Here is a 19,970-nt window from a genome sequence, read left to right as displayed (position 1 = left end):
ACAGGCCGGAATGCAAGCTAGTGCTTGTGTCTCGGTCTTTTCTGTATGGAAAAGGGGGAATTTCAATGAATAAAGTTGAAGCGATGATGCTGTTAGAAAAGATCGCGCAATATATGGAGATTAAAGGGGAGAACCCGTTCAAGATCAACGCCTTCCGGAAAGCCGCGACGGCGCTCGAGAACATGGAGCTCGAGCTCGAGGACATCGAGGATTTGACGACGATCTCTGGGATCGGCAAAGGGACGGCCGCCGTCCTCGAAGAGTGGCGGGACACGGGCCGCAGTGAAGTGCTCGAGTCACTCCAAGAAGAGATCCCGTACGGTCTCATGAAACTGCTCAAAATCCAAGGGCTCGGCGGCAAGAAGCTCGCCAAGTTCCGTGAGATCGGCGTCGTCGACCTCGAGACGCTGATTACCGTGTTAGAGGACGGCACGGCCGCAAGCCTGCCGGGATTCGGGGCCAAGAGCGTCGAGAAGTTGCTCACGGCGGCAAGGAACCTCGAGTCACGTCCGGAACGTTTGGCGTACGCCATGATGCGTCCGGTCGTTGAAGAGATTGAGACGGTGCTCGAAGCCGAGCCGCTCGTCTTGCGCCATTCGGTCGGAGGCAGTTTCCGCCGTGCCGAGGAGACGTGTAAAGACCTCGACTTCATCATCGCGACCGAGGAACCTGTCGCCCTCCGCGATAAGCTGCTCGCCCTCCCGTTCATCAACGAGGTCATCGCGGCCGGCGAGACGAAAGTGTCGCTCGTCCTTGAGCGCGAGGAGATGGTGTCGATCGACTTCCGCATGGTCGAACCGGGTGCCTTCGCTGCGACGCTCCATCACTTCACCGGCTCGAAAGACCACAACGTCCGCATGCGCCAGCTCGCCAAGGCGAAGGGTGAGTCGATTTCCGAGTATGGGGTCGAGACAGCGGACGGCCTCTGGCAACCGGAGACGGAAGCCGAGCTGTTCGAACGCTACGGTCTGCCGTTCATCCCGCCTGAGCTCCGGGCAGGGAACCTTGAGTTCGAGCACGATATCTCGAAACTCGTCACACTCGACGACATCAAGGCCGACGCGCATATGCACACGGTCTGGTCGGACGGGAAGCTGACGGTCGACGAGCTCGTCGCGGCGATGAAAGCACGCGGCTACGAGTGGATCGCTATCACCGACCACGGCAAATACATGTCGTTCGTCAACGGCTTGACCGAGGAACGGCTCGAGGCGCAAGGAGAAGAAATCCTTGAGGCCGCGAAGAAACACGACATGCACGTCCTACGCGGTGTCGAGATGGACATCCGCCCGGACGGGACGCTCGACTATGAGCCCGAGTTCTTGGCGACGCTCGATTACGTCGTCGCCTCGATTCACTCAAAGATGGACCAATCCGTCGACGAGATCATGGCCCGGCTCGAGAACGCCTGCCGCTCGCCGTACGTCAACGTCATCGCCCATCCGACCGGCCGCCTCATCGGGCGCCGTGACGGCTATCCGATCGATGAGGAGCGCTTGATCGCCCTCGCCAAAGAGACGGGGACGGCGCTCGAGTTGAACGCGAACCCGAACCGGCTCGATTTGACGGCCTCGACGCTGAAGAAAGCGAAGGCGGCCGGCGTCAAACTGATGATCAACACCGACACGCACCACCCTGATATGATGGAAGATATGGCACTCGGCGTCCTGCACGCCCGGAAAGCCTATCTCGAACCGTCAGACATCATCAACTGCCTCTCGTTCGAGGACGCCAAGGCGTTCATCGACGCGAAGCGACAGAAAGGAACATGCTAGATGGATCACGCGTTACGCGTTTTAGAATATGAAAAACTACGCCAGCAGCTCGCCGCCCACGCCGCGAGCACGCTCGGGAAAGAACGGGCGCTCAACATGCAACCCGACTATACGTACGACCGGGTATTGTCGAACTTGAACGTCACCCGCGAGGCGACCGAGGTCGTCCGACTCCGAGATCGTCTCCCGCTCGGCGGGCTGACCGACGTCCGCAGTGAAGTGAAGCGGGCCGCTATCGGCTCGGTCCTGTCGACGAGCGAACTGCTCGCCGTCGCCGCCGTCATGTACAGCGGCCGCCAAGTGAAGAACTTCTTTGAGAAGCTGCACGAGGACAATGAAGACCTCCGCATCCCGCGCCTCGATGAGTATGCCGAGCGCTTGACGAAGCTGATTGAGGTCGAACAGTCGATCCGTCACGCCATCGACGACCAAGGCACGGTCCAAGACTCGGCGAGCGACCGACTCCGTGGCCTCCGGACCCAGCTCCGCAGCTTCGAGGGCAGCGTCCGCTCACGAATCGACAACATCCTCCGCAACAACGCGAAGATGCTGTCAGACGCCATCGTCACGATCCGGAACGACCGTTACGTCGTCCCGGTCAAGATGGAGTACCGCCAAGCGTTCGGCGGGATCGTCCACGACCAATCGGCATCGGGCCAGACGCTCTTCATCGAGCCACAGGCGATTGTGTCGATTAACAACGAGATTCAAGAAGTCCGCCTGAAAGAGCGCGCCGAGATCGACCGCATCTTGAGCGAACTGTCGAACCTCGTCGGCGGTGTCGCCGATTCGGTCGTAATCAATCTCGACGTGCTCGCCACGCTCGACTTCGTGTTCGCGAAAGTCGCCTACGGCCATCAGCTCAAAGCGACGGAGCCGAAATTGAACGACGAACGCGAAATCAAGTTGAAACAGGCGCGTCACCCGTTCATCCCGCAAGATGAGGTCGTGCCGATCACGGTCGAGCTCGGTGAGGCGTTCACGTCGCTCGTCATCACCGGACCGAACACCGGCGGTAAGACGGTGACGCTCAAGACGCTCGGATTGCTCCAACTGATGGTGCAGTCAGGTCTGTACGTACCGGCCGAGTTCGGGACGGAGCTGTCCGTCTTTGACGCCATCTATGCTGACATCGGGGATGAGCAGTCGATCGAGCAGAGCTTGTCGACGTTCAGCTCGCACATGACGAACATCGTCAGCATGCTCGACAAGATCGACTTTATGTCACTCGTCCTATTCGATGAGCTCGGTGCCGGGACCGATCCGCAAGAAGGGGCGGCCCTTGCCATCGCCATCCTTGACGAAGTGAAACGACGCGGCGCCCGCGTGGCGGCGACGACGCATTACTCGGAACTGAAGGCTTACGCCTATAATCGCGAAGGCGTCATGAACGCCTCGATGGAGTTCGATATCGAATCACTCAGCCCGACGTATCGCCTGTTGATTGGCGTACCAGGTCGTTCGAACGCGTTCGAGATCAGTCGACGTCTCGGCTTATCGGAACAAGTCATCGACAAGGCGCGGAGCCATGTCGGTACCGACGCCGAATCAGTCGAATCGATGATTAATGAGCTCGAGGCGGCCAAGCAACGCGCCGAACAACTCGAGAAAGAACTCATCGTCAAACGCCACGACCTTGAAGAAGAGCAGGCGGCGTTCGAGGCGAAGCTGACCGACTTCGAGCGCGAGCGCGACACGATGTACGGCGAAGCCGAGGCTCGTGCCGAGAAGGCCGTCGAACAGGCGAAGCGCCAGGCGAACGAAGTCATCGACCGTTTGAAGAAGCTACGCGCAGAAGGGATCGTCAAAGAGCACGAGATTATCGCCGCGAAGAAACAGCTTGAATCGGCGAAACCGACGCTCCAAGAGAAAAAGATCCAAAAAGTGAAACAAAAAGCGCAACAGAAACGTACGTTCAGTAAAGGCGAAGAAGTGAAAGTGACGACGTTCAACCAAAAGGGCTATATCGTGAAGCAGTTGAACGACAACGAGTACAACGTCCAAGTCGGGATCATGAAAGTGAACGTCAAAGCGGACGACCTTCAGAAGATCGGCCCATCGAAAGAGCAGTCGCTCCAGTCGAAAGGCAGCTCGCTCAAGCGTCAGAGCTCGACGAAGTCGGAGCTCGACCTGCGCGGCGTCCGGGTCGAAGAAGGACTTTCCCGCCTCGACAAATATATCGACGAGGCGCTCGTGTCCGGGTATGACAACGTCCGTATCATCCATGGTCTCGGGACCGGTGCGATGCGACAGGCGACACAAGAGTACCTAAAAGGACATCGTCACGTGAAGAGTCAGCGCCCCGGTGGGATGGGTGAAGGCGGACTCGGTGTCACGGTCGTCGAACTGAAGTGAGGGGAACAGACGGATGGGGAATGTGAACGTGAACGTATTGCTTGAATCGCTCGGTCTGTATTCAATCGCGGGACTCATGATTGTCGTCGGTCTCGCCGTCTTCGAGGTGACGACACCGTACAGCAATTGGCGCGAGATTCAAAAAGGAAACATCGCCGTCGCACTCGCGACCGGCGGGAAAATCGTCGGTCTCGCCAACATCTTCCGCGTCGTCGAGAGCCACCACGACCAGACGATGGATGTGTTGGTCGGAGGGAGCTTCGGCTTCGTGCTCTTGTTGGTGACGTATTGGCTATTCGAATTTTTGACGCCGTCGCTCAAAGTGAACGAGGAGATCGGGAAAGGGAACATCGCCGTCGGCCTGATGGCGTTCCTGCTTTCGATTGGGGTCTCGCTCGTCGTCGGCGCGGCGTTGGTGAGGTGAAGACATGGTATATGAGAGACTAGCGAAGATTCTCTTCATCGGGGCCGGCCTGTTTTTGGTGGCAGCGGCACTGTGGTTTATCTTTTATTGAGGAAAAGCGACGTTTTCGGACGTCGCTTTTTTGAAAGGGGGAGACAAGTGTGGCAATCGATTTGAACTTTTTGATGACGACGGAAGACTATGTGCTCGAGACGGAGTCGTTCCAGATGAAGGGCGTCACCTATTATCCACTTGAGTGGACGTTTTTCGGGGCAAATGATCCGACGATGTTGCTGACGTGGGACGCGGAACGCGACCGAATCAGTATCCGTTTTGAGCAATATGCGGTATTTCTTGGGACAATCGAGGACCATAGTACGCATGAAGAAGGGCTACGCAATGCTTACCCAATCGTGAAACTGAAGACGTCCCGATTCACACGATTCGCCGCAGAGAACATGGGGACAGAACGTGTCAACACGTACCGAGGCGAACTATCCCACTATGTGATTCGGACGTTTGAACAAGAGTTTCACGTCTTGGCGTACGAAGAGCCGACCGTGCTCGACTTGGGGAAAGCCGGGGATACAGGGGTTGTGGTCGAAACGATAGATGAACTTTCTTAAGAAAATCTAGCAGATGCGGAGGAAGATCGATGGTGAAGAAGTTACTTTTATCCGTCGCTCTGTTCGCAGGAGCAATGCTTGCTTTAACCGGTTGCGGAAGCACGGGAACGGTTGAAACGATTGACGTCAGACCCGTTATTCATTTCAATGCCGCTTCAATCATTTCGTCAGCACGCGACCATCACATCAAGATGCTCACGTTATCGAGCATTCCGAGAGATGACGTCAACGTTCCCGGAGCGGTAGAAGAATTGCAAGGCATGCAAGCGGACAATGACATGTATTTAGCCGAACTGGAGGGCTTGCAACATAAAGTTTCTGCTGCCGATGAGTATAAAGACCTCGTTGTCGAATATTTAGAAGCGGAAAACGCGTATATCGATCAAACCATCGAGAACGTGCACGCGGGGAGTATAAGTCTCCCTAGCCGATTTTCGATGGACACGCTTTACTCGCGAACAAACTCAAAAGTGTCAGACTTTCGATATGAGCCAAAATGAATGACTAAATAATATGAAAACGTGTATGCAGAAGATGTGATACACGTTTTCAGCCTCTATATCAACCTATTCAAAAAGCCTCAATCTAACAGATTATATCTCCCAGCCCTAAACCAAGCTAGGGGACGTAATTCGTGGTGAGGTTTTTTGATTTTTAGTTGGTGACAGAAATCAACCCTTAAGAAGGCAATCGATCTAAGCTGAAATGTTTCTCTAGACAAGCTTAAAGGAAACAGTATATAGCTAAGTAGGATTTAAGTGATGATGAGGGCTGTAGAAAGGGATGGAATGTGAATATGTTGAATGGGGCAAAATTTTTCGAACAGTTAGTGATTAATGTAGTGAAATTGCCAGGAGTGAAAGTAGATCGAACAGAGTTTTTAGCAAAAAGTTTTAGTAAGCACGTGACCGCGAGACAATTAGCAGACATCCTTGAAAAAGGACCAGTTCAATCAAACGTTTCAAAAAAGTTGATTCGACGAGTCGCAAAGAAGACCATTTTGAATCGAACGATGAAAAGTTCATCGGCTTCGTTTGCAGCGGGGTTACCTGGTGGGGTGGTCATGGCGGCCACGGTTCCAGCGGACACTGCTCAATTCTTTGGTGTAGCGCTTCGAGTGGCTCAAGAAATTGGTTATATCTATGGATATGAAGATTTTTGGAGTGAGAATGGCTTAGATGTCAATCGAGTGAGCGGAGAATTGATTTTGTTTCTCGGTGTCATGTTTGGTGTAGGTGGAGCGACGGCCACCATTAAAGTGTTGTCTTCGCAATTATCCAAACAAGCATTGAAGAAAATTCCGAATCGAGCAATGATGCAGACCATCTATTATCCGATTCTTAAGAAGATGGGAAGCTACATCGGATTGAAGATGACGAGAAAATCTTTCGCGCAAGGGATTTCGAAAGTGATTCCGATCGCTGGCGGCGTGATTTCAGGTTGGATCACGTATTCATCCATGCATCAAATGGGGAATAGACTACTGACAGCACTTGAAGAAAGCATGGATCTCTCTGATGAGGAACTTGTAGCGAGTATCAAAGAGATGAAACAAGAAATTCCGAACATGACTGAGAAAGATTTCAGGATTTTGCAAGGGAGTGTGTAAGCAAGGAGATGAAAATAAGTCTGGCAGACGGTGACGAGCGGTAGAAGGACATCATGAGTGTAACGGAGGAGACGACATGAAATCGTATGAAATTGAATTCCATATGATCAATGATGAGGTGTTGACGCAAGTGGTGGAAGCGGAGAGTCGCTATGCGGCGCTCGAATCGATTTATCAATCGTTCCGTCATGCGACGGACGGATTCGTCCAGTTCGAGGATGAGTGGATCATCTTTCTCGACCATGTCGTGTATGTGAAGGCGTTTGAGATTTTGGAGTGATTCGAAGCATAATGTATTCATCATTGCGAAGAAATAGTAGAATTAAATTATATAATATAATAAGAGTCAGTAAGTCTATATTTAATATTGAATTTAATATTGATGGTATTGGAGGGAAAGAATGAGTTCTAATTTCAAGCAAAATTTGCTAAATCTCAGTGGTGATTTCGATAACTTCTTCGGATTACTTCAAAAAAGCTATAATGACGAAAAGCTAGCTCCGTGGACAACTACTCTGCTAACAGCCCCTTTTACTAAAACATCCTTTTGGGCTATCGTTAAATCTTTGTTCCCATTAATTATAGGAATTTTAATTAGTATAGGGGCAGTAAGTGCTGCCACAACCATTTCGGCTAAAATAATAGCTGGATTAATCACATTTGCTATTGCTTTACTAATAACATATGCGCTTCATTTTTTTAGAATGATTAATCCGAAAGATATAGAAAACTTCCACATAGGTGCTTACAGAATTGCTAAAAAGCATGAATATGATCTCTTTGTAAAATACTTGCCTTACAATTTTTCGTTTTCGGGACTTTACGATGAGGTTGTAACCCACAATCCTAGTAGACAAGAATTATTGTTAAAAGAAGAGCAAATCAATTTGCAGAAGCAACAACATGAAGAGTATGTAAGGAAAGCCACTAATAATTATGTGTCTCTTCAGCAAGAATTTAAAGATTTGCAAGAACAAAATTCTTTAGTAGTAGAACTGTTTAAGGAAATAGTCACTATTTTCTACCAATTTGTGAACAATAGCTTTGAAGTTTATTCCATGAAATTCTTTGCTGGTTTTACTATTTATGAAACAAACAGTGAAAACAGAAAAGTTTTAACGAAAATTGCAGATATAGGGACTACTGGTCATTCCGCTATGAGCATTTCAATTCCTAACAAAATTGAGGATAGTGACTTTGCTGTATTACGAGCTTTAAGGCCGAGGGAAGATAGGTATGAACCAGAGTTTGACATACCGTACAAAAATCGCTTTATAGTATCGTTTTGTATGAGAATGAATAATAGAAATACATGGGTATTTAATTTCCATGCTGATGAGGATAACTCGAGAGCTTTATTTTATCTTCTTACCGATAGTATAATGGAAACACGAGAAGTTTATCGATTAATCCATTCCCTCTGTTTAAACCTTGAGCAAAGAAAGGAGCACAGAAAATGTGGAGAGATGTTGCATTAGACAAACTGAAAACTAAAAGTGGAAAGCTCTCTTTTAAAACTCAAAGCGAAATTAATGCAGAACAAAAAAAGAAACTAGAAGAATTTACTGATAAGTTATCTGAACTTAATGAAATAAATATAAAATTTCGTGAAGTTTCAGTAGTTGAAACCATTTCACACCACAAAGAAGAAGGTTAAGTGAATGTTTTGTATTGAATCGAAAGTAGTCAACTTACATTTTTTTAATTTCTAGAATAATATGAAAATTGCCTTCAATTAATTTACTATTGAAGGCAATTTTCTTTAATAACCTTAACGGGAAAATAAATTTCGACCGTCTATAATTTATAGAAATTTTATTGAAGGGATGATTTACGATGACTAAACATATGAAATTAATCCGCGACCGTATCCCTGAAATTATTCACGAGGCAGGACAAATTCCTGTCGTCAAACACCTAAATCAAGCCGAACATTTTGAACAGGCCCGCTTGAAACTTTACGAGGAGATCAAAGAGTACGAAGAGACGAACATCGATGAAGAATCACTCGAAGAACTTGCTGACATTCTGGAACTCGTTTATACGCTTGGAAAGATGCATGGTGCGAGCTTCGAAGAGTTAAATCGCATCCGTGAGGAGAAGCGTGAGAAGCGAGGCGGCTTCGAAAAAGGTCTCTTCTTGGAAGAGGTCCTTGATCATGAGTGAGTTACGTCTTCATACGAGCCATTTACGAATTCCATTACAACACCAAATCAATGCGGCGACTGAAATCTATATGGTCGTCGCGTTTGCGCAAGTATCGGGTGTTCAAGAACTCGTCGCTTCACTTAAGCAAGCAGTCCATCGCGATGCCCAAGTCCGTATTCTGATTGGAGATTATCTCTATTTGACGAACCCGGACGCGCTTGAAATGTTAATGAACATTCAAGGCGTGGAACTACGGCTCTATCGATCGAAAGGCCAGTCATTTCACCCGAAGGCATATTTGTTCCGAACACAAGATGGAGGGACGTTCTTTGTCGGCTCGTCCAATCTGTCGCATAGCGCTTTAAATCGAGGTGTCGAATGGAACATCGAGATTCCGGCGAGCATCTCGGAGGACGTGTTTGAACAGTCGGTCGATGCGTTTCATGAGCTTTTTTATAGCGACTACGCCCAAATCATGAACGCCGTCTCGTTGCAGCCCTATCGTGAAGAATATATGGCCCGGCAAAATCGGATGAAGGAAGCCGAACAAATCGCAGCGCCGGCCCCGGTCTATATCGAGGACGATACAATCACACCGAACACCGTTCAAGACGCTGCATTGAAGGCGTTACGCGAGACGATGGACGAAGGCAGACGCAAAGCAATGCTCGTGCTCGCGACAGGACTCGGAAAGACGTATTTGAGTGCCTTTTTTGCCCGCCAGTTCAAACGAGTGCTCTTCATTGCCCATCAGAAAGAGATTCTGCTTCAAGCTGAGGCATCGTATAAGAAAGTCTCGAGCGAATGGAAGACGGGATTATTGCTTGGCGGTGACTCGAGAGATGAGGAATCGGCAGATGTCTTATTTGCTTCGATACAAACGTTGGCATCGAAACATCGGATGCAACAGTTCACACCAGATCAGTTCGATTTGATTGTCGTCGACGAGTTCCATCATTCGGCGGCACCTTCCTATCGGCGTGTCCTTGACTACTTCGAGCCGAAGTTCTTGCTCGGATTAACGGCAACGCCAGATCGGTTGGACGGGGGAGACGTCTATGCCTTATGTGATGACAACGTTGCGTATCAGATGCATTTCACCGAAGCGATTGAAGAGTCGTATTTGACACCATTCCATTACGTTGGGATTTATGATGAGATCGACTATTCGCAGATTCGACTGATTAACGGTCGTCGCTATGATCAGGACGAACTGTTGGCGGAGCAGTTGAAGGAAAGTGTCGCTCAAAAAATCTTTGATGCCTGGCGGCTACATCATCAGACGCGAGCGCTCGGATTCTGTTCATCAGTCACTCAGGCTGAATACTTGGCCGACTATTTTCGCCTGCAAGGTGTTCAAGCCGTAGCTTTACATAGTCAGACCGAATATGACCGTGCAGAAGTCATCCGTCAATTGAAGCAAGGACATCTCGATATCATCTTCGCGGTCAACTTGTTCAATGAAGGTGTTGATATCCCGGAAATTGATACGCTATTGTTCTGCCGCCCGACCGAATCGTTGACGGTCTTCACGCAACAGATCGGCCGTGGATTACGTCTATTGAGTGGGAAGACGCACTGCACCATCATCGATTTGATTGGGAACTATAAGAACATCGATAAAAAGTTGGCGCTGTTGACGACGAAGCGGCAGCCGATTGTCAAAGCACTTCCTACAGATGTGGATTTACCAGGCGAATGTACCATCGAATTTGATTTACATGCCATCGATTTATTGAAGCGAATGGTCACCCGTTCTTCGACACGGCGACAACAGTTGGAGCGGAACTACTTCATGGTGAAAGAAGAACTCGGAAGACGGCCGAGTTATCTAGAGTTGATTCAACGAGGCGAATACTCGATGGATGCCTATCGCTCTGAATGGAAGAAAGATGGAGGGTTTTACGGGTTCCTCAATCGGATGGGGGAGCTGGATGAGGAAGAGAGTCACCTGTTTGAAGAGGTGAAGTCGCTATTGCTTGAAGTAGAATACACAGACATGACGAAGAGCTATAAGATGATTGTGTTATCCATCATGTTAAGTCGTGGGGTCGCGGGATGGCTTCAACCACTCTCAGCTAGCGAGGCGGCTCGTCCATTCTATGAGTTCATCAATGAATTCCCATATCGTCAGCAGATTGACGGACAGACGAAAGACTTCCAATCCCCGTTCCATCAACAAAAGATTGAAAAGTTACTGTTGCGGATGCCATTTGATAAAATAGCTAAAGGACCGTTCTTCGTATCAGAGGAGTCATTACACATCGAGCATAATGAAGCATTTGCTCATCCTTTAGTTTACGAATGGATCAGTCAAATCGTTGAAGTGCGGCTACATCACTACTTCAGTCGTAAGGCTTCAGAATGAGGGTGGCGTAATTATGGAAGATCGGCTTGAGCGGTTAATTCAGTACATAGATGAGTTCGATAGACAGGGACCTTACAAGATGAACGTACTGAAAATAATGTTAGAGCGAGGTTCTCAAGATTGGTATGCGCCAATTTCGATAACTGAACTTGCAAAACCTTATTATGATTTAGTGAACGAGCAACTCCGTTCTTATACCCTTAAAAATATAAGTGCGGGCTTTACAACGAGCTTTTCACAAGCAAAAATGGAACGGCATTTAAGAACACTGCCATTAAAATATCTATCAACAACTTCTACTAGAGTAAGCAATATTTCTCCACCCTTTGAATTAATTGATGATATGTTTTATGTGAGGGAAGAGTACTGTATTGAAGGTCAAGCGGCTCATGATAGAATCATTAAAGCAGTGGAACAAAAGTTTGAAGAGTACTTAGAAGTATTTAGTGAAAGGTGAGGGATAATTTGAAACGCGCACTACTTCGCAAAATCCAATTCGCCCTCCAGCATCATGGCGGGACGGCTTCATTGAAAGAAATCAACGCATATATCGAGCGGTCATACTATCAACTCGAGCTCGATCGATATAAAGACTGGAAGGCTCACGTCAATAAACAGATTCGGGCCCATTCGAGTGATTCGGCCATCTTCGCGGGGAAAGAAGACTTATTTTATTCCACGGGAAATAAAGGCATATGGGGCCTTCGCCAACCGAATAACTAACCGAAAGCGGAACCATTTTAGTTGGTTCCGCTTTCAATGTTTACAATACGTCACACCCCCTTGTCACAGAATGTTCAATCCTGTAAACTTCGAAACAGTGTGAAAAAAATGTATAAGGGGTTTATCCATGGAAATCGTTCAGCAATTATCGCAAGTACAATTACTCAACCAATTCTGGTTGCTCATGGCCTTCGTCATCCCGATGGTCATTTTATCGCGGATGGTCGTGGCCGGTTCACGGTTCTCGCCAATCCTCGTCATCGTCATCTTCGGTCTCGGACTTGGTTTCGCCATGGTCGAGATGGGTATCGCGACACCGGGTCTCCCTGAGTTCCCGCTCGTCGACTTCATGTCACGCACGACGATCATCGCGCTCGTCGTGTCGTTCTTTGTCGGTGGACAAGAACTTCGCAAGATTTTAAGCAAGCAAGAGCTCGACGTGAAAGATATCGTCGTGCCATCGAAAGAAGAGATGTTCCTCGGGACAGGACGGACACAGTTCATCTTCATCCTCCGTTCATTCTTCTTGCTCGTCGGTCTCGAAGGGTTCTTCCGCATGATGATTCAACCGGGCGCGGCAGAGGGCATCATGCTCTACTACCCGATCCTCGCGTTGATCGGCCTCGCGGCATCGTTCCTCTTGATCGACCACAAGGCGCAAATCGACGATAAGAAGGTATACATGCGTAAAGGCGTCATCGAGACAGTGTTGATGCTCGTCATCTTGTTCGTATCGTACGGCATCGCCGTGGCGGTTCAACCGGTCATCGCATTGCCACAGATTTTCTTCGCCATGTTGATCTCGTCAGCACTCGGTGCCATCTTCCACAACTGGACGTATGGACCGACCGTCCGTGCGCTTCTGTTTGCCGGAATCCCGGTCGTCTTGGCCGCCAACTTCATGGTCGGTGGTTCGCGAATCGGTGATGCGTTCGCCATCGAAGGCATGAACTCGATTCTCGTTTACGGTTTCTTTGGTCAATTGTTCTGGATGTTCGGTGGGATTGCACTCCTCATGTGGTTCGCCCGCACAGGACATGTCCGCAACCTCGCACCAGGTATGGCCGGCTCGCTCTCGCACAGTGGTCTCACAGGCGCATGTACGGCCGGTGACTTCGGTCAAGTGGCCGCGAAACGTGCTCCGATCATGATCAACATCCCGTTCTTCGGTCACATCTTCGTGTTCTCGATTTTGGCAGTCAGTGCCGACAACGGGGCGCTCTGGATTTGGCCGACGGCGATCATCGTCTTGATCGGTCTTGTGCTCACGGCGCTCGCGCTCAAAAACTTGCGCGGTGCCAACGGAGAAGACTTCAAAGAAGTAAAGGCGCTCATGCAGTTCTCGTTCGGTTGGCAGATGATGGCGGTCTTCGGTGGACTCGTCATCCTCAGCTTCAGCTCGATCGCGTTCGACTACACGACGATGGCTCAATCGTCAGCCATCTCGCACTTTGGTCTTTTCGCAGCCGTGCAGGGCGGCATGTTCGGGACAGAGGCATCGCTTCTCATCCCGCTCATCTTCTCGATGCCGTTCCTCGTCCACCCGATTGTGTTCTACATGTTCGGGAAGGCGCTCGATAATAACGGTGAAATGCCACGCGTACCAGTTTATGCGATGGCGCTCATCGGTGTCGTCGGAGTCTCGTTCGCGATTCTCGGCGTATAACAAACAGCCGCTTCTACAAATGCGTAGAAGCGGCTGTTTTTTTAACGGAAATGTGTTGTGGGTACTTCTGTAAAACCCAAAGAAGAAATTTGCATTATTGAATTGAAAAGTACTTCACTGATTATAGATTCAGGTAAAGCGAAGTTTCTTCCATATGGCTTTAATGTCCAGTTTTCTGCAATTGCACGATGTCCTTGTGATTCACAGGATGTAATTACTGAATTTTGGGCATGAATCTTGGTTATTTCTTTTGCCTGATAACGTCTTGTACTGTTTGCCACAGCACGATAAATAATATTAAATATTTGTGCTGTTGAAAAATGATTGAGTAAATAATCAAATACTTGATATGACTTTTTGCCTAAATTAAACGAGTAACCCACCTTATTCATTTCAAAAAGAAGATATTCTTCAATTTCATTAAGTGCAATTTGTCTCCATTTTTCATAACAAAATTCTACATTAAATGATTCGGGATTAGGATATAGCAATCTTTGAATCATTGAATAATAGTTTCCGTCATCAGCAATTATATTGATTTTATATGCTACTTGATATCCATGATAAGAAATATCACGTTCTCCTTCTTCATCTATTTCCAAAACGAAAGCATCTAAACTGGAGTATTCACTAATTAAAATTAAGTTTCTAGCTGTTAATGTATCCATTATTTCTTTTATTAACTTATTGGTAGGAGCAATCTTTCTACTAATTTCGTTCAATGGGCCGATAATTCTCATATCTTCGGAAAGTGCTGCTCTTAGAATGACACTCATATAAAAACGATCTTCTAAAGATAAATCTTTTTCAGAAATTAAAGGGACATCTGCATTTATGAAAGTTGCATTAACTATTTTTTTCTTCTCTTCCTCTAACTCTATTCGTTCTTTTTCGCAGAAATAACAATCACAAAAACGAGAATTGACTTTATGGGAGCAATTCGGACAAGCTTCCTTTGGTCCGATTATATGAAGACTCGATTTAGATTTAAATTCACCATGTAATTGTGAATTACACTTCTTGCAATGTGCCTTCAAAAACACAGAAGGAAAAACTTTAACCAATTTCGATGGAGTAATTGATATTTTATAATCGTTCAAAATATCATTGATTTTTTCATCATCGTAATACTTTTTGATAACTTCATAAATTTGTTCATTTAATAAGTGCTTTAAACTTGGGTCTATGTTACTGAAATTAATATGACCAATTGCTATCTGCATACAATACCTCCCAAATAAAACCTTCATTCGTTTATAAACAGTATAAGTTTCCTAAGCCTATTTCAAAAGGGATTTTTTATATAAGCTAATTGGCTACAATCACTACAACAAAATTAAAATACCCGACAATGACACCCTATTGAGTATCAGGCTGACGGTTGGCGTTTCTTCTATATATTATAATGAATGCACTGGATACAACGAGCCTCTTCCATGTATTAGTCCATATAAAAACGGCCGACACGAGATCGACCGTCTTCTGCTTATTTGACTTCCGTCACATGGATGACCGGTTTCGCCGTCACGTAGTTGCCTACGTTTTGGGCGAACGCAATGAGATCCGGGTTTTGGTTGTGTTGCTCGACGGCCGCTTGGTCGGCCCAGTTCTCGATCATGACGAAGCGGTTCTCCGAAGTCGTCGATTGATAGAGCTCATAGCCCAAGCAACCGGCTTCTAGTTTCGACGAGTCGATGAGCTTGTTGATGTCTGCCAAGAAGTTGTCAAACTCCGTTTCTTTCACGTCGAATATGGCGTTGATTAAGATCATATTCGTATCCTCCGGTTATCTTATTTGAATGATGTGATGGTTTCAGCGTCGAGGCGTACCGATTGGTAGCCTGCTTCTGCCGCTTTACCGACTGAGAGGATCATGACCGGCACGTAACGGTCTTTATCTAAACCGAACGCTTCCGCGAGTTGGTCTTTCTCGAAACCGCCGATTGGGTTCGTGTCGTAACCGTGGGCACGGGCGACGAGCATGAATTGCATCGCTGCGAGACTCGAGTCGATTTTGACGATGTCGTTCATCTCTTGTTTCGACAAGTTCTTGTAGTATGGGAGGATGGCAGCGAGCTGTTGGTCGCGTACTTCTTGCGGCATTTTGCCTTCCGCGACAGCTTGGTCATAAATCTCTTCACCAAGTTCGTAGCATTCCATGTCGCCGAAGATGAGGACCATCGCAGCCGACGTGTCGTTTTGACGGACGTTGAAGCGGATGAGCGGCTTGAGCGTCTCTTTCGCCTCTGGGCTCTCGACGACGACGAAGCGCCACGGTTGCATGTTGACTGAAGACGGGGCCGTTGTCGCTTCCTCGATCATTTGAAGCATTTCAAGTTGTGAGATTTTGACGTTCTCGTCGTAGACGCGGATCGATTTGCGACCGAGCATCACGTCAGTGAATGTGTTGTTTTCGAATGTAGTTGCCATGGATATTACCTCTTTCTCTCTTGTTATAGTTGGTTTAGCTTTTGCAACAATCCGGACAGTTGCTGAATCTCTGACTCGGACAGCACTTTCGTGATCAAATGCTTGCCACGGTCGTGGTCTTGTTCACAGCTCGTCAAGTCATGCTTGGCTTCGTCGGTCAAATGGACGAACACTTCACGATGGTTCGCGGTGTTCCGTTCCCGGCGGACGTAGCCTTTTTCTTCAAGGATCTTCAAATGGCGGGTGATGGCCGCATTGTCGATTTTCATCGCCTGCTGAATCTCGCTTTGCGAACAGACGCCCTTGTCATGCACGATCATGAGCATCTCGTAGCGGGTCAGGCTGAAGCCCGTCTCTTTCTCGAACGAGGTCGCGACGCGTTGGTCCGCCAGTTTGATTTGGTAGAGCAGTCGGCTAATATCTCGTAATTCCATCTGTGGTGTCTCACCCCTCTCATTTGACAAGTCAATTGTTGACTCGTCAAATGTAAAACATTCACGCCGTGCTGTAAAGGAGAATGCTCACAAAAAAACCATCCGCTTTTGCGAATGGTCCTCAGTCTTCATATTTGGTGCCATCGAAGTGGTAGTCATGGATGAACGTCGTCTCGTCGAAGCCATACAGTCGATCATGGCGATTCAAGTCGTCAATCGTCTGTAGCTCATGCATCGCCGGTTCGCCCGGTAACGAATCGCGTGCGACGTTCAAATACCGCTCGGTGAAGTCGTCATCCTCATACGGTGTCCCGTCGAATGAGAAATGAATCGAGTAGACGTCATCTTCCAAAGCTCGTATCACGCCGAGCATCCGTTGTTTCTGCGCATCGGTGTTGGACCACTTCTCGTGGAACATGATGGACACGTCCAAGAACTCTTTTGACTCGACGTCGAAGACGGACGTCGGGGTAGGGCGTACGGTCGTCGCAACATCCTCATCCACACCGGTCGGTACACTCGCGCGGACCGTTTCCGCCTCCGTCAACAAGTCGAGTTGCTCGAGACGCTCCTTGAACGTGTCTTCGGCTTCTTGCTGCCAGACATGTTCAAGCACGTTGTCATGGATCGTTTGATCAGTCTGATACGTCTCAGCCCAATAGTCACCTTCGAGTATCGGATCGGTCAGGGTGAATTTGGCCGCATAGCCGCCCATCTTCCAGTCGCGCTTGAGCGTGACCTCGACGTCTTCTCCATATGTATCTTCAATATAGGACGCGTATCGTTCTTCCTCATCTTGTTTTGCATAAGTCGACCATGTCGTGCCAAGCGCGGTCACGGCGACAGCGGTTGCGACTAACCATCGTTTTCTCATTTTTGATTCACCTCTCTACCAATGTACCTGAAATGGAAGTGTACTACCTCGGTCCAAAGTCGTATTCAATTTATTCCCAATTGCCTGTAAACTGAAAGTGCCCTTTAAGAACTATTGTATTTACGTGTACTAATACATATAATACACTTATACCACGTACACAAGAGAGGGTGTGACCCATGTTATATAAAATTGATATGAAAAGCGCGGAACCTTTGTATGAACAAATCGTCAATCAGACGAAGGCACTCGTCATCCGCGGAATTTTACGGCCGGGCGACAAAGTCATGTCGGTGCGCGAACTTGCGACCGACCTCGTCATCAATCCGAACACGGTCAGTAAGGCGTATCAGGAACTCGAGCGGCTCGGATTGCTCGAGATGCACCGCGGGCGGGGGACGTTCGTCTCCGAGGACTGGATCGACCAGGACTCACCGCGCGCCCCAATCCTAGAGGCGATCAAGAAGCTCGCCATCGATTGCCATTACGCGAACATCGCGCTCACTGAAGCGCTGACGCTATTTGAGACAGAGTATAAGAAAGTAGGGGAGAACCATGCTGACAGTCCAGCAACTGAGTAAAAAAATCGATCGACAGCAAGTGCTAGATGATATCGATTTCACCGTCGGCGCAGGGGAAATCATCGCCCTCGTCGGACGGAACGGGGCCGGCAAGACGACGCTCCTCCGGACGATGGTCGGCATCATCCGACCGGACACGGGCGACGTCCGCTACGGTCCATCAAGCATCTTTGAAAAAGCAGAGTTAAAGCGTGACGTCATCTTCGTCCCAGATTCGGCCGACGCGCTCAAGCATTATACAGTCAACGAGGCGGCCGCGCTCTACGAATCAATTTATCCGACGTTCAACCGTTCAACCTTTAGAGAGACGCTCACACGATATAACATCGACAACAAGAAGATTCGCCAGCTCTCAAAAGGGCAGAAGGCGATGGTGACGCTGTCGCTCGCGTTCGCCGTCCAAGCGAAGTATTATCTGCTCGATGAACCGACGGACGGACTCGACGTCGTCGCTAAATCCGACGTCTTGAAGCTGATGATCGCCCAAGTCGAGGCGCGCAACTGTTCGATTATCGTCTCGAGCCACCAGTTGCACGAGCTCGAACGAATCGCCGACCGCATCATCATGATCGAAAAAGGACGCGTCAAAGCGATCATGTCGCTCGAGGAGGCGCGTGAGACGAGCGTCAAACTGCAAGTCGTCTTCAACGACCAAGTACCGGTCGAACTGCTTGAACGGAAAGATATCGAAATCATCAACGTCACAGGCCGGGTCGCCTTGTTCATGGCGAAAGAACGGACGAAAGAACTCGATACGTTCGTCGATGCGCATGATCCGATGCTCGTCGAAGAGATTCCGATGTCTCTCGAAGACATCTTCCGGGTCCAATTAGGAGGTGAGGCAAGTGTCTTTTAAAGTGTTGTTAAAGAAAGACTGGAAACAAGTGTCGTTGTTATGGATGTTGCTCGTCTTCCTTGGAATCGTCGCCTACACGCTTCCAGTGTGGACACAGATGCAATCATTCGATGAACAAGTTCGAGAAATTCAAGCGAATCCCGAGGAGTTTGCCGAATGGTATGGCGTCAATGTAACCAATCCGTCGGTTGAAGAGTTGTTTAGCCCGCAGTACAGCTACTTTATTGGTGACTTACAGACACTGATCCCGTATGGTGGCGTCATCTTCCTCTACATCATCTTCGGCTTCTTGATGGCATCCGTCTTGATTGGAAGTGAACGCAATAGCCAAATGTCTGACTTTGCGATGTCCCTCCCGTTCAACCGCAACCAGCTATACATATCGAAGTGGTTGATTGGGACGAGCGGGATCATAGTCTCGTCTTTCATTGGTGGACCGCTCATGCTTTGGGTGATCCACTCATCACGCTATTCTTTTTTGATGGACGGACACACGTTACAAGTCGCGGGGCTTGTTGGGTTTATGTTGTTGACCGGCATTGCCGTTTTCTCGTTGGCATTATGGATGGGTTCATTCGGCGGGGAGGCTGTCTCGCAAGTGCTCTGGTCGGTCGTCGCCTTATTATTCCCTGTCGGCATCCTCCTGTTGATTCAAGGGTCGATTTACGCGGTCGCTCAAAATACGTCGGGCGTCTACGGTCTGTTCGAACGGGCTATGGAAAGTGTGTTCTTGCGAGTGATTTCACCGCTTGCGAACGTATTTAACGTCGATACGTTCAACATGTTCACGGACAACACGGTGTGGGAAGACTTTATGACGGTGGCGATGCTTAGCGCCATCAGCTTTATCATCCTCTCGTTCGCTCTCGGCTTATGGATGTTCAACCGGGCCCCACAAGAGAACAACGGCCGCTTCTTCATGTTCACGAACTGGCTTTGGCTTGTCCACGTGATCATGGTCGTCTGTTTCGCCATGCTCGGCGGGATCATTCTAGCCAACCTCTCGTACCCGACGAACAGCATCCTTTACGTTGTCGGCTTTGTCATCGGCGGTTTCCTCGCTCATTTACTTGCGAAACGCCTGCTCTATCGCTTGAACTTGAAACTAAAATCTTGATAGGA

Annotated in this window: 22 protein-coding genes; 17 read left to right on the top strand and 5 right to left on the bottom strand. The window is 48.5% G+C overall.

Features of this window, described 5'->3' with window-relative positions:
• Window positions 1–59: 59 nt before the first annotated feature.
• The 14 genes from polX to KNP79_RS08065 all read left to right on the top strand — a co-directional run bounded on the left by polX (window position 60) and on the right by KNP79_RS08065 (window position 13,673).
• A complete protein-coding gene (gene polX / locus KNP79_RS08130; RefSeq protein ID WP_215192030.1) occupies window positions 60–1,775 on the top strand; it encodes a DNA polymerase/3'-5' exonuclease PolX in 1,716 nt (571 codons plus the stop codon).
• On the top strand, window positions 1,776–4,130 hold the full coding sequence (locus KNP79_RS08125; RefSeq protein WP_215191950.1) for an endonuclease MutS2: 2,355 nt from the start codon (window positions 1,776–1,778) through the stop codon (window positions 4,128–4,130). It begins immediately after the preceding gene.
• A gap of 13 nt (window positions 4,131–4,143) precedes the next feature.
• Window positions 4,144–4,554 carry a DUF350 domain-containing protein gene (locus KNP79_RS08120; protein WP_215191948.1) on the top strand — a complete coding sequence of 137 codons (411 nt, stop codon included), beginning with the start codon at window positions 4,144–4,146 and terminating at the stop codon, window positions 4,552–4,554.
• 140 nt (window positions 4,555–4,694) lie between these two features.
• Entirely contained in the window at window positions 4,695–5,159 is a 465-nt protein-coding gene (locus KNP79_RS08115; protein ID WP_215191946.1) for a hypothetical protein, read from the top strand.
• A 29-nt stretch (window positions 5,160–5,188) separates the two neighbouring features.
• A complete protein-coding gene (locus tag KNP79_RS08110) occupies window positions 5,189–5,659 on the top strand; it encodes a hypothetical protein (protein ID WP_215191944.1) in 471 nt (156 codons plus the stop codon).
• Window positions 5,660–5,955: 296 nt separating this feature from the next.
• A complete protein-coding gene (locus KNP79_RS08105; RefSeq protein WP_215191942.1) occupies window positions 5,956–6,768 on the top strand; it encodes an EcsC family protein in 813 nt (270 codons plus the stop codon).
• A 76-nt stretch (window positions 6,769–6,844) separates the two neighbouring features.
• Window positions 6,845–7,048 (top strand): hypothetical protein, encoded by a 204-nt coding sequence (locus tag KNP79_RS08100; RefSeq protein ID WP_215191940.1) that lies wholly within the window; start codon window positions 6,845–6,847, stop codon window positions 7,046–7,048.
• A 121-nt stretch (window positions 7,049–7,169) separates the two neighbouring features.
• Window positions 7,170–8,246 (top strand): hypothetical protein, encoded by a 1,077-nt coding sequence (locus KNP79_RS08095; protein WP_215191938.1) that lies wholly within the window; start codon window positions 7,170–7,172, stop codon window positions 8,244–8,246.
• Entirely contained in the window at window positions 8,225–8,425 is a 201-nt protein-coding gene (locus tag KNP79_RS08090; protein WP_215191936.1) for a hypothetical protein, read from the top strand. Before KNP79_RS08095 ends, KNP79_RS08090 begins: the two co-directional genes overlap by 22 nt.
• 191 nt (window positions 8,426–8,616) lie before the next feature.
• Complete coding sequence (locus tag KNP79_RS08085) at window positions 8,617–8,934, top strand: nucleoside triphosphate pyrophosphohydrolase (protein WP_251132918.1); 318 nt, start codon at window positions 8,617–8,619, stop codon at window positions 8,932–8,934.
• Window positions 8,927–11,284: a DEAD/DEAH box helicase family protein gene (locus KNP79_RS08080; RefSeq protein WP_215191932.1), complete on the top strand. Its 2,358-nt coding sequence runs from the start codon at window positions 8,927–8,929 to the stop codon at window positions 11,282–11,284. Before KNP79_RS08085 ends, KNP79_RS08080 begins: the two co-directional genes overlap by 8 nt.
• Window positions 11,285–11,297: 13 nt before the next feature.
• Window positions 11,298–11,741 (top strand): hypothetical protein, encoded by a 444-nt coding sequence (locus tag KNP79_RS08075; protein WP_138859788.1) that lies wholly within the window; start codon window positions 11,298–11,300, stop codon window positions 11,739–11,741.
• A gap of 8 nt (window positions 11,742–11,749) precedes the next feature.
• Window positions 11,750–12,007: a hypothetical protein gene (locus KNP79_RS08070; protein WP_215191930.1), complete on the top strand. Its 258-nt coding sequence runs from the start codon at window positions 11,750–11,752 to the stop codon at window positions 12,005–12,007.
• A gap of 127 nt (window positions 12,008–12,134) precedes the next feature.
• Complete coding sequence (locus KNP79_RS08065) at window positions 12,135–13,673, top strand: hypothetical protein (RefSeq protein WP_215191928.1); 1,539 nt, start codon at window positions 12,135–12,137, stop codon at window positions 13,671–13,673.
• Window positions 13,674–13,714: 41 nt separating this feature from the next.
• On the opposite strand, the gene KNP79_RS08060 is transcribed toward KNP79_RS08065, so the two are convergent.
• The 5 genes from KNP79_RS08060 to KNP79_RS08040 all read right to left on the bottom strand — a co-directional run bounded on the left by KNP79_RS08060 (window position 13,715) and on the right by KNP79_RS08040 (window position 17,411).
• The gene (locus tag KNP79_RS08060; RefSeq protein ID WP_215191926.1) at window positions 13,715–14,896 is read right to left on the bottom strand and encodes a hypothetical protein; all 1,182 of its coding nucleotides are present in this window, start codon (window positions 14,894–14,896) and stop codon (window positions 13,715–13,717) included.
• 263 nt (window positions 14,897–15,159) lie between these two features.
• Window positions 15,160–15,444 (bottom strand): putative quinol monooxygenase, encoded by a 285-nt coding sequence (locus tag KNP79_RS08055; protein WP_215191924.1) that lies wholly within the window; start codon window positions 15,442–15,444, stop codon window positions 15,160–15,162.
• Between the two features lie 20 nt (window positions 15,445–15,464).
• Window positions 15,465–16,103, bottom strand: a complete 639-nt coding sequence (locus KNP79_RS08050) for a nitroreductase family protein (RefSeq protein ID WP_215191922.1) — start codon at window positions 16,101–16,103, stop codon at window positions 15,465–15,467.
• A 23-nt stretch (window positions 16,104–16,126) separates the two neighbouring features.
• Complete coding sequence (locus KNP79_RS08045; protein ID WP_215191920.1) at window positions 16,127–16,537, bottom strand: MarR family winged helix-turn-helix transcriptional regulator; 411 nt, start codon at window positions 16,535–16,537, stop codon at window positions 16,127–16,129.
• A 121-nt stretch (window positions 16,538–16,658) separates the two neighbouring features.
• A complete protein-coding gene (locus tag KNP79_RS08040) occupies window positions 16,659–17,411 on the bottom strand; it encodes a hypothetical protein (RefSeq protein WP_215191918.1) in 753 nt (250 codons plus the stop codon).
• A 179-nt stretch (window positions 17,412–17,590) separates the two neighbouring features.
• Between KNP79_RS08040 and KNP79_RS08035 the strand changes: the two genes are divergently transcribed.
• From KNP79_RS08035 to KNP79_RS08025, 3 genes are read left to right on the top strand one after another with little or no spacing between them, the layout of a single operon-like run.
• A complete protein-coding gene (locus KNP79_RS08035) occupies window positions 17,591–17,992 on the top strand; it encodes a GntR family transcriptional regulator (RefSeq protein ID WP_034776753.1) in 402 nt (133 codons plus the stop codon).
• Entirely contained in the window at window positions 17,967–18,848 is an 882-nt protein-coding gene (locus tag KNP79_RS08030; RefSeq protein ID WP_214752485.1) for an ABC transporter ATP-binding protein, read from the top strand. Before KNP79_RS08035 ends, KNP79_RS08030 begins: the two co-directional genes overlap by 26 nt.
• Window positions 18,838–19,965 carry an ABC transporter permease subunit gene (locus KNP79_RS08025; protein ID WP_215191916.1) on the top strand — a complete coding sequence of 376 codons (1,128 nt, stop codon included), beginning with the start codon at window positions 18,838–18,840 and terminating at the stop codon, window positions 19,963–19,965. Before KNP79_RS08030 ends, KNP79_RS08025 begins: the two co-directional genes overlap by 11 nt.
• Window positions 19,966–19,970 lie beyond the last annotated feature (5 nt).

The organism is Exiguobacterium sp. s7 (assembly GCF_018618195.1).
Taxonomy (GTDB): domain Bacteria; phylum Bacillota; class Bacilli; order Exiguobacteriales; family Exiguobacteriaceae; genus Exiguobacterium; species Exiguobacterium mexicanum_A.
This window is presented reverse-complemented; position numbering and strand designations above follow the sequence as displayed.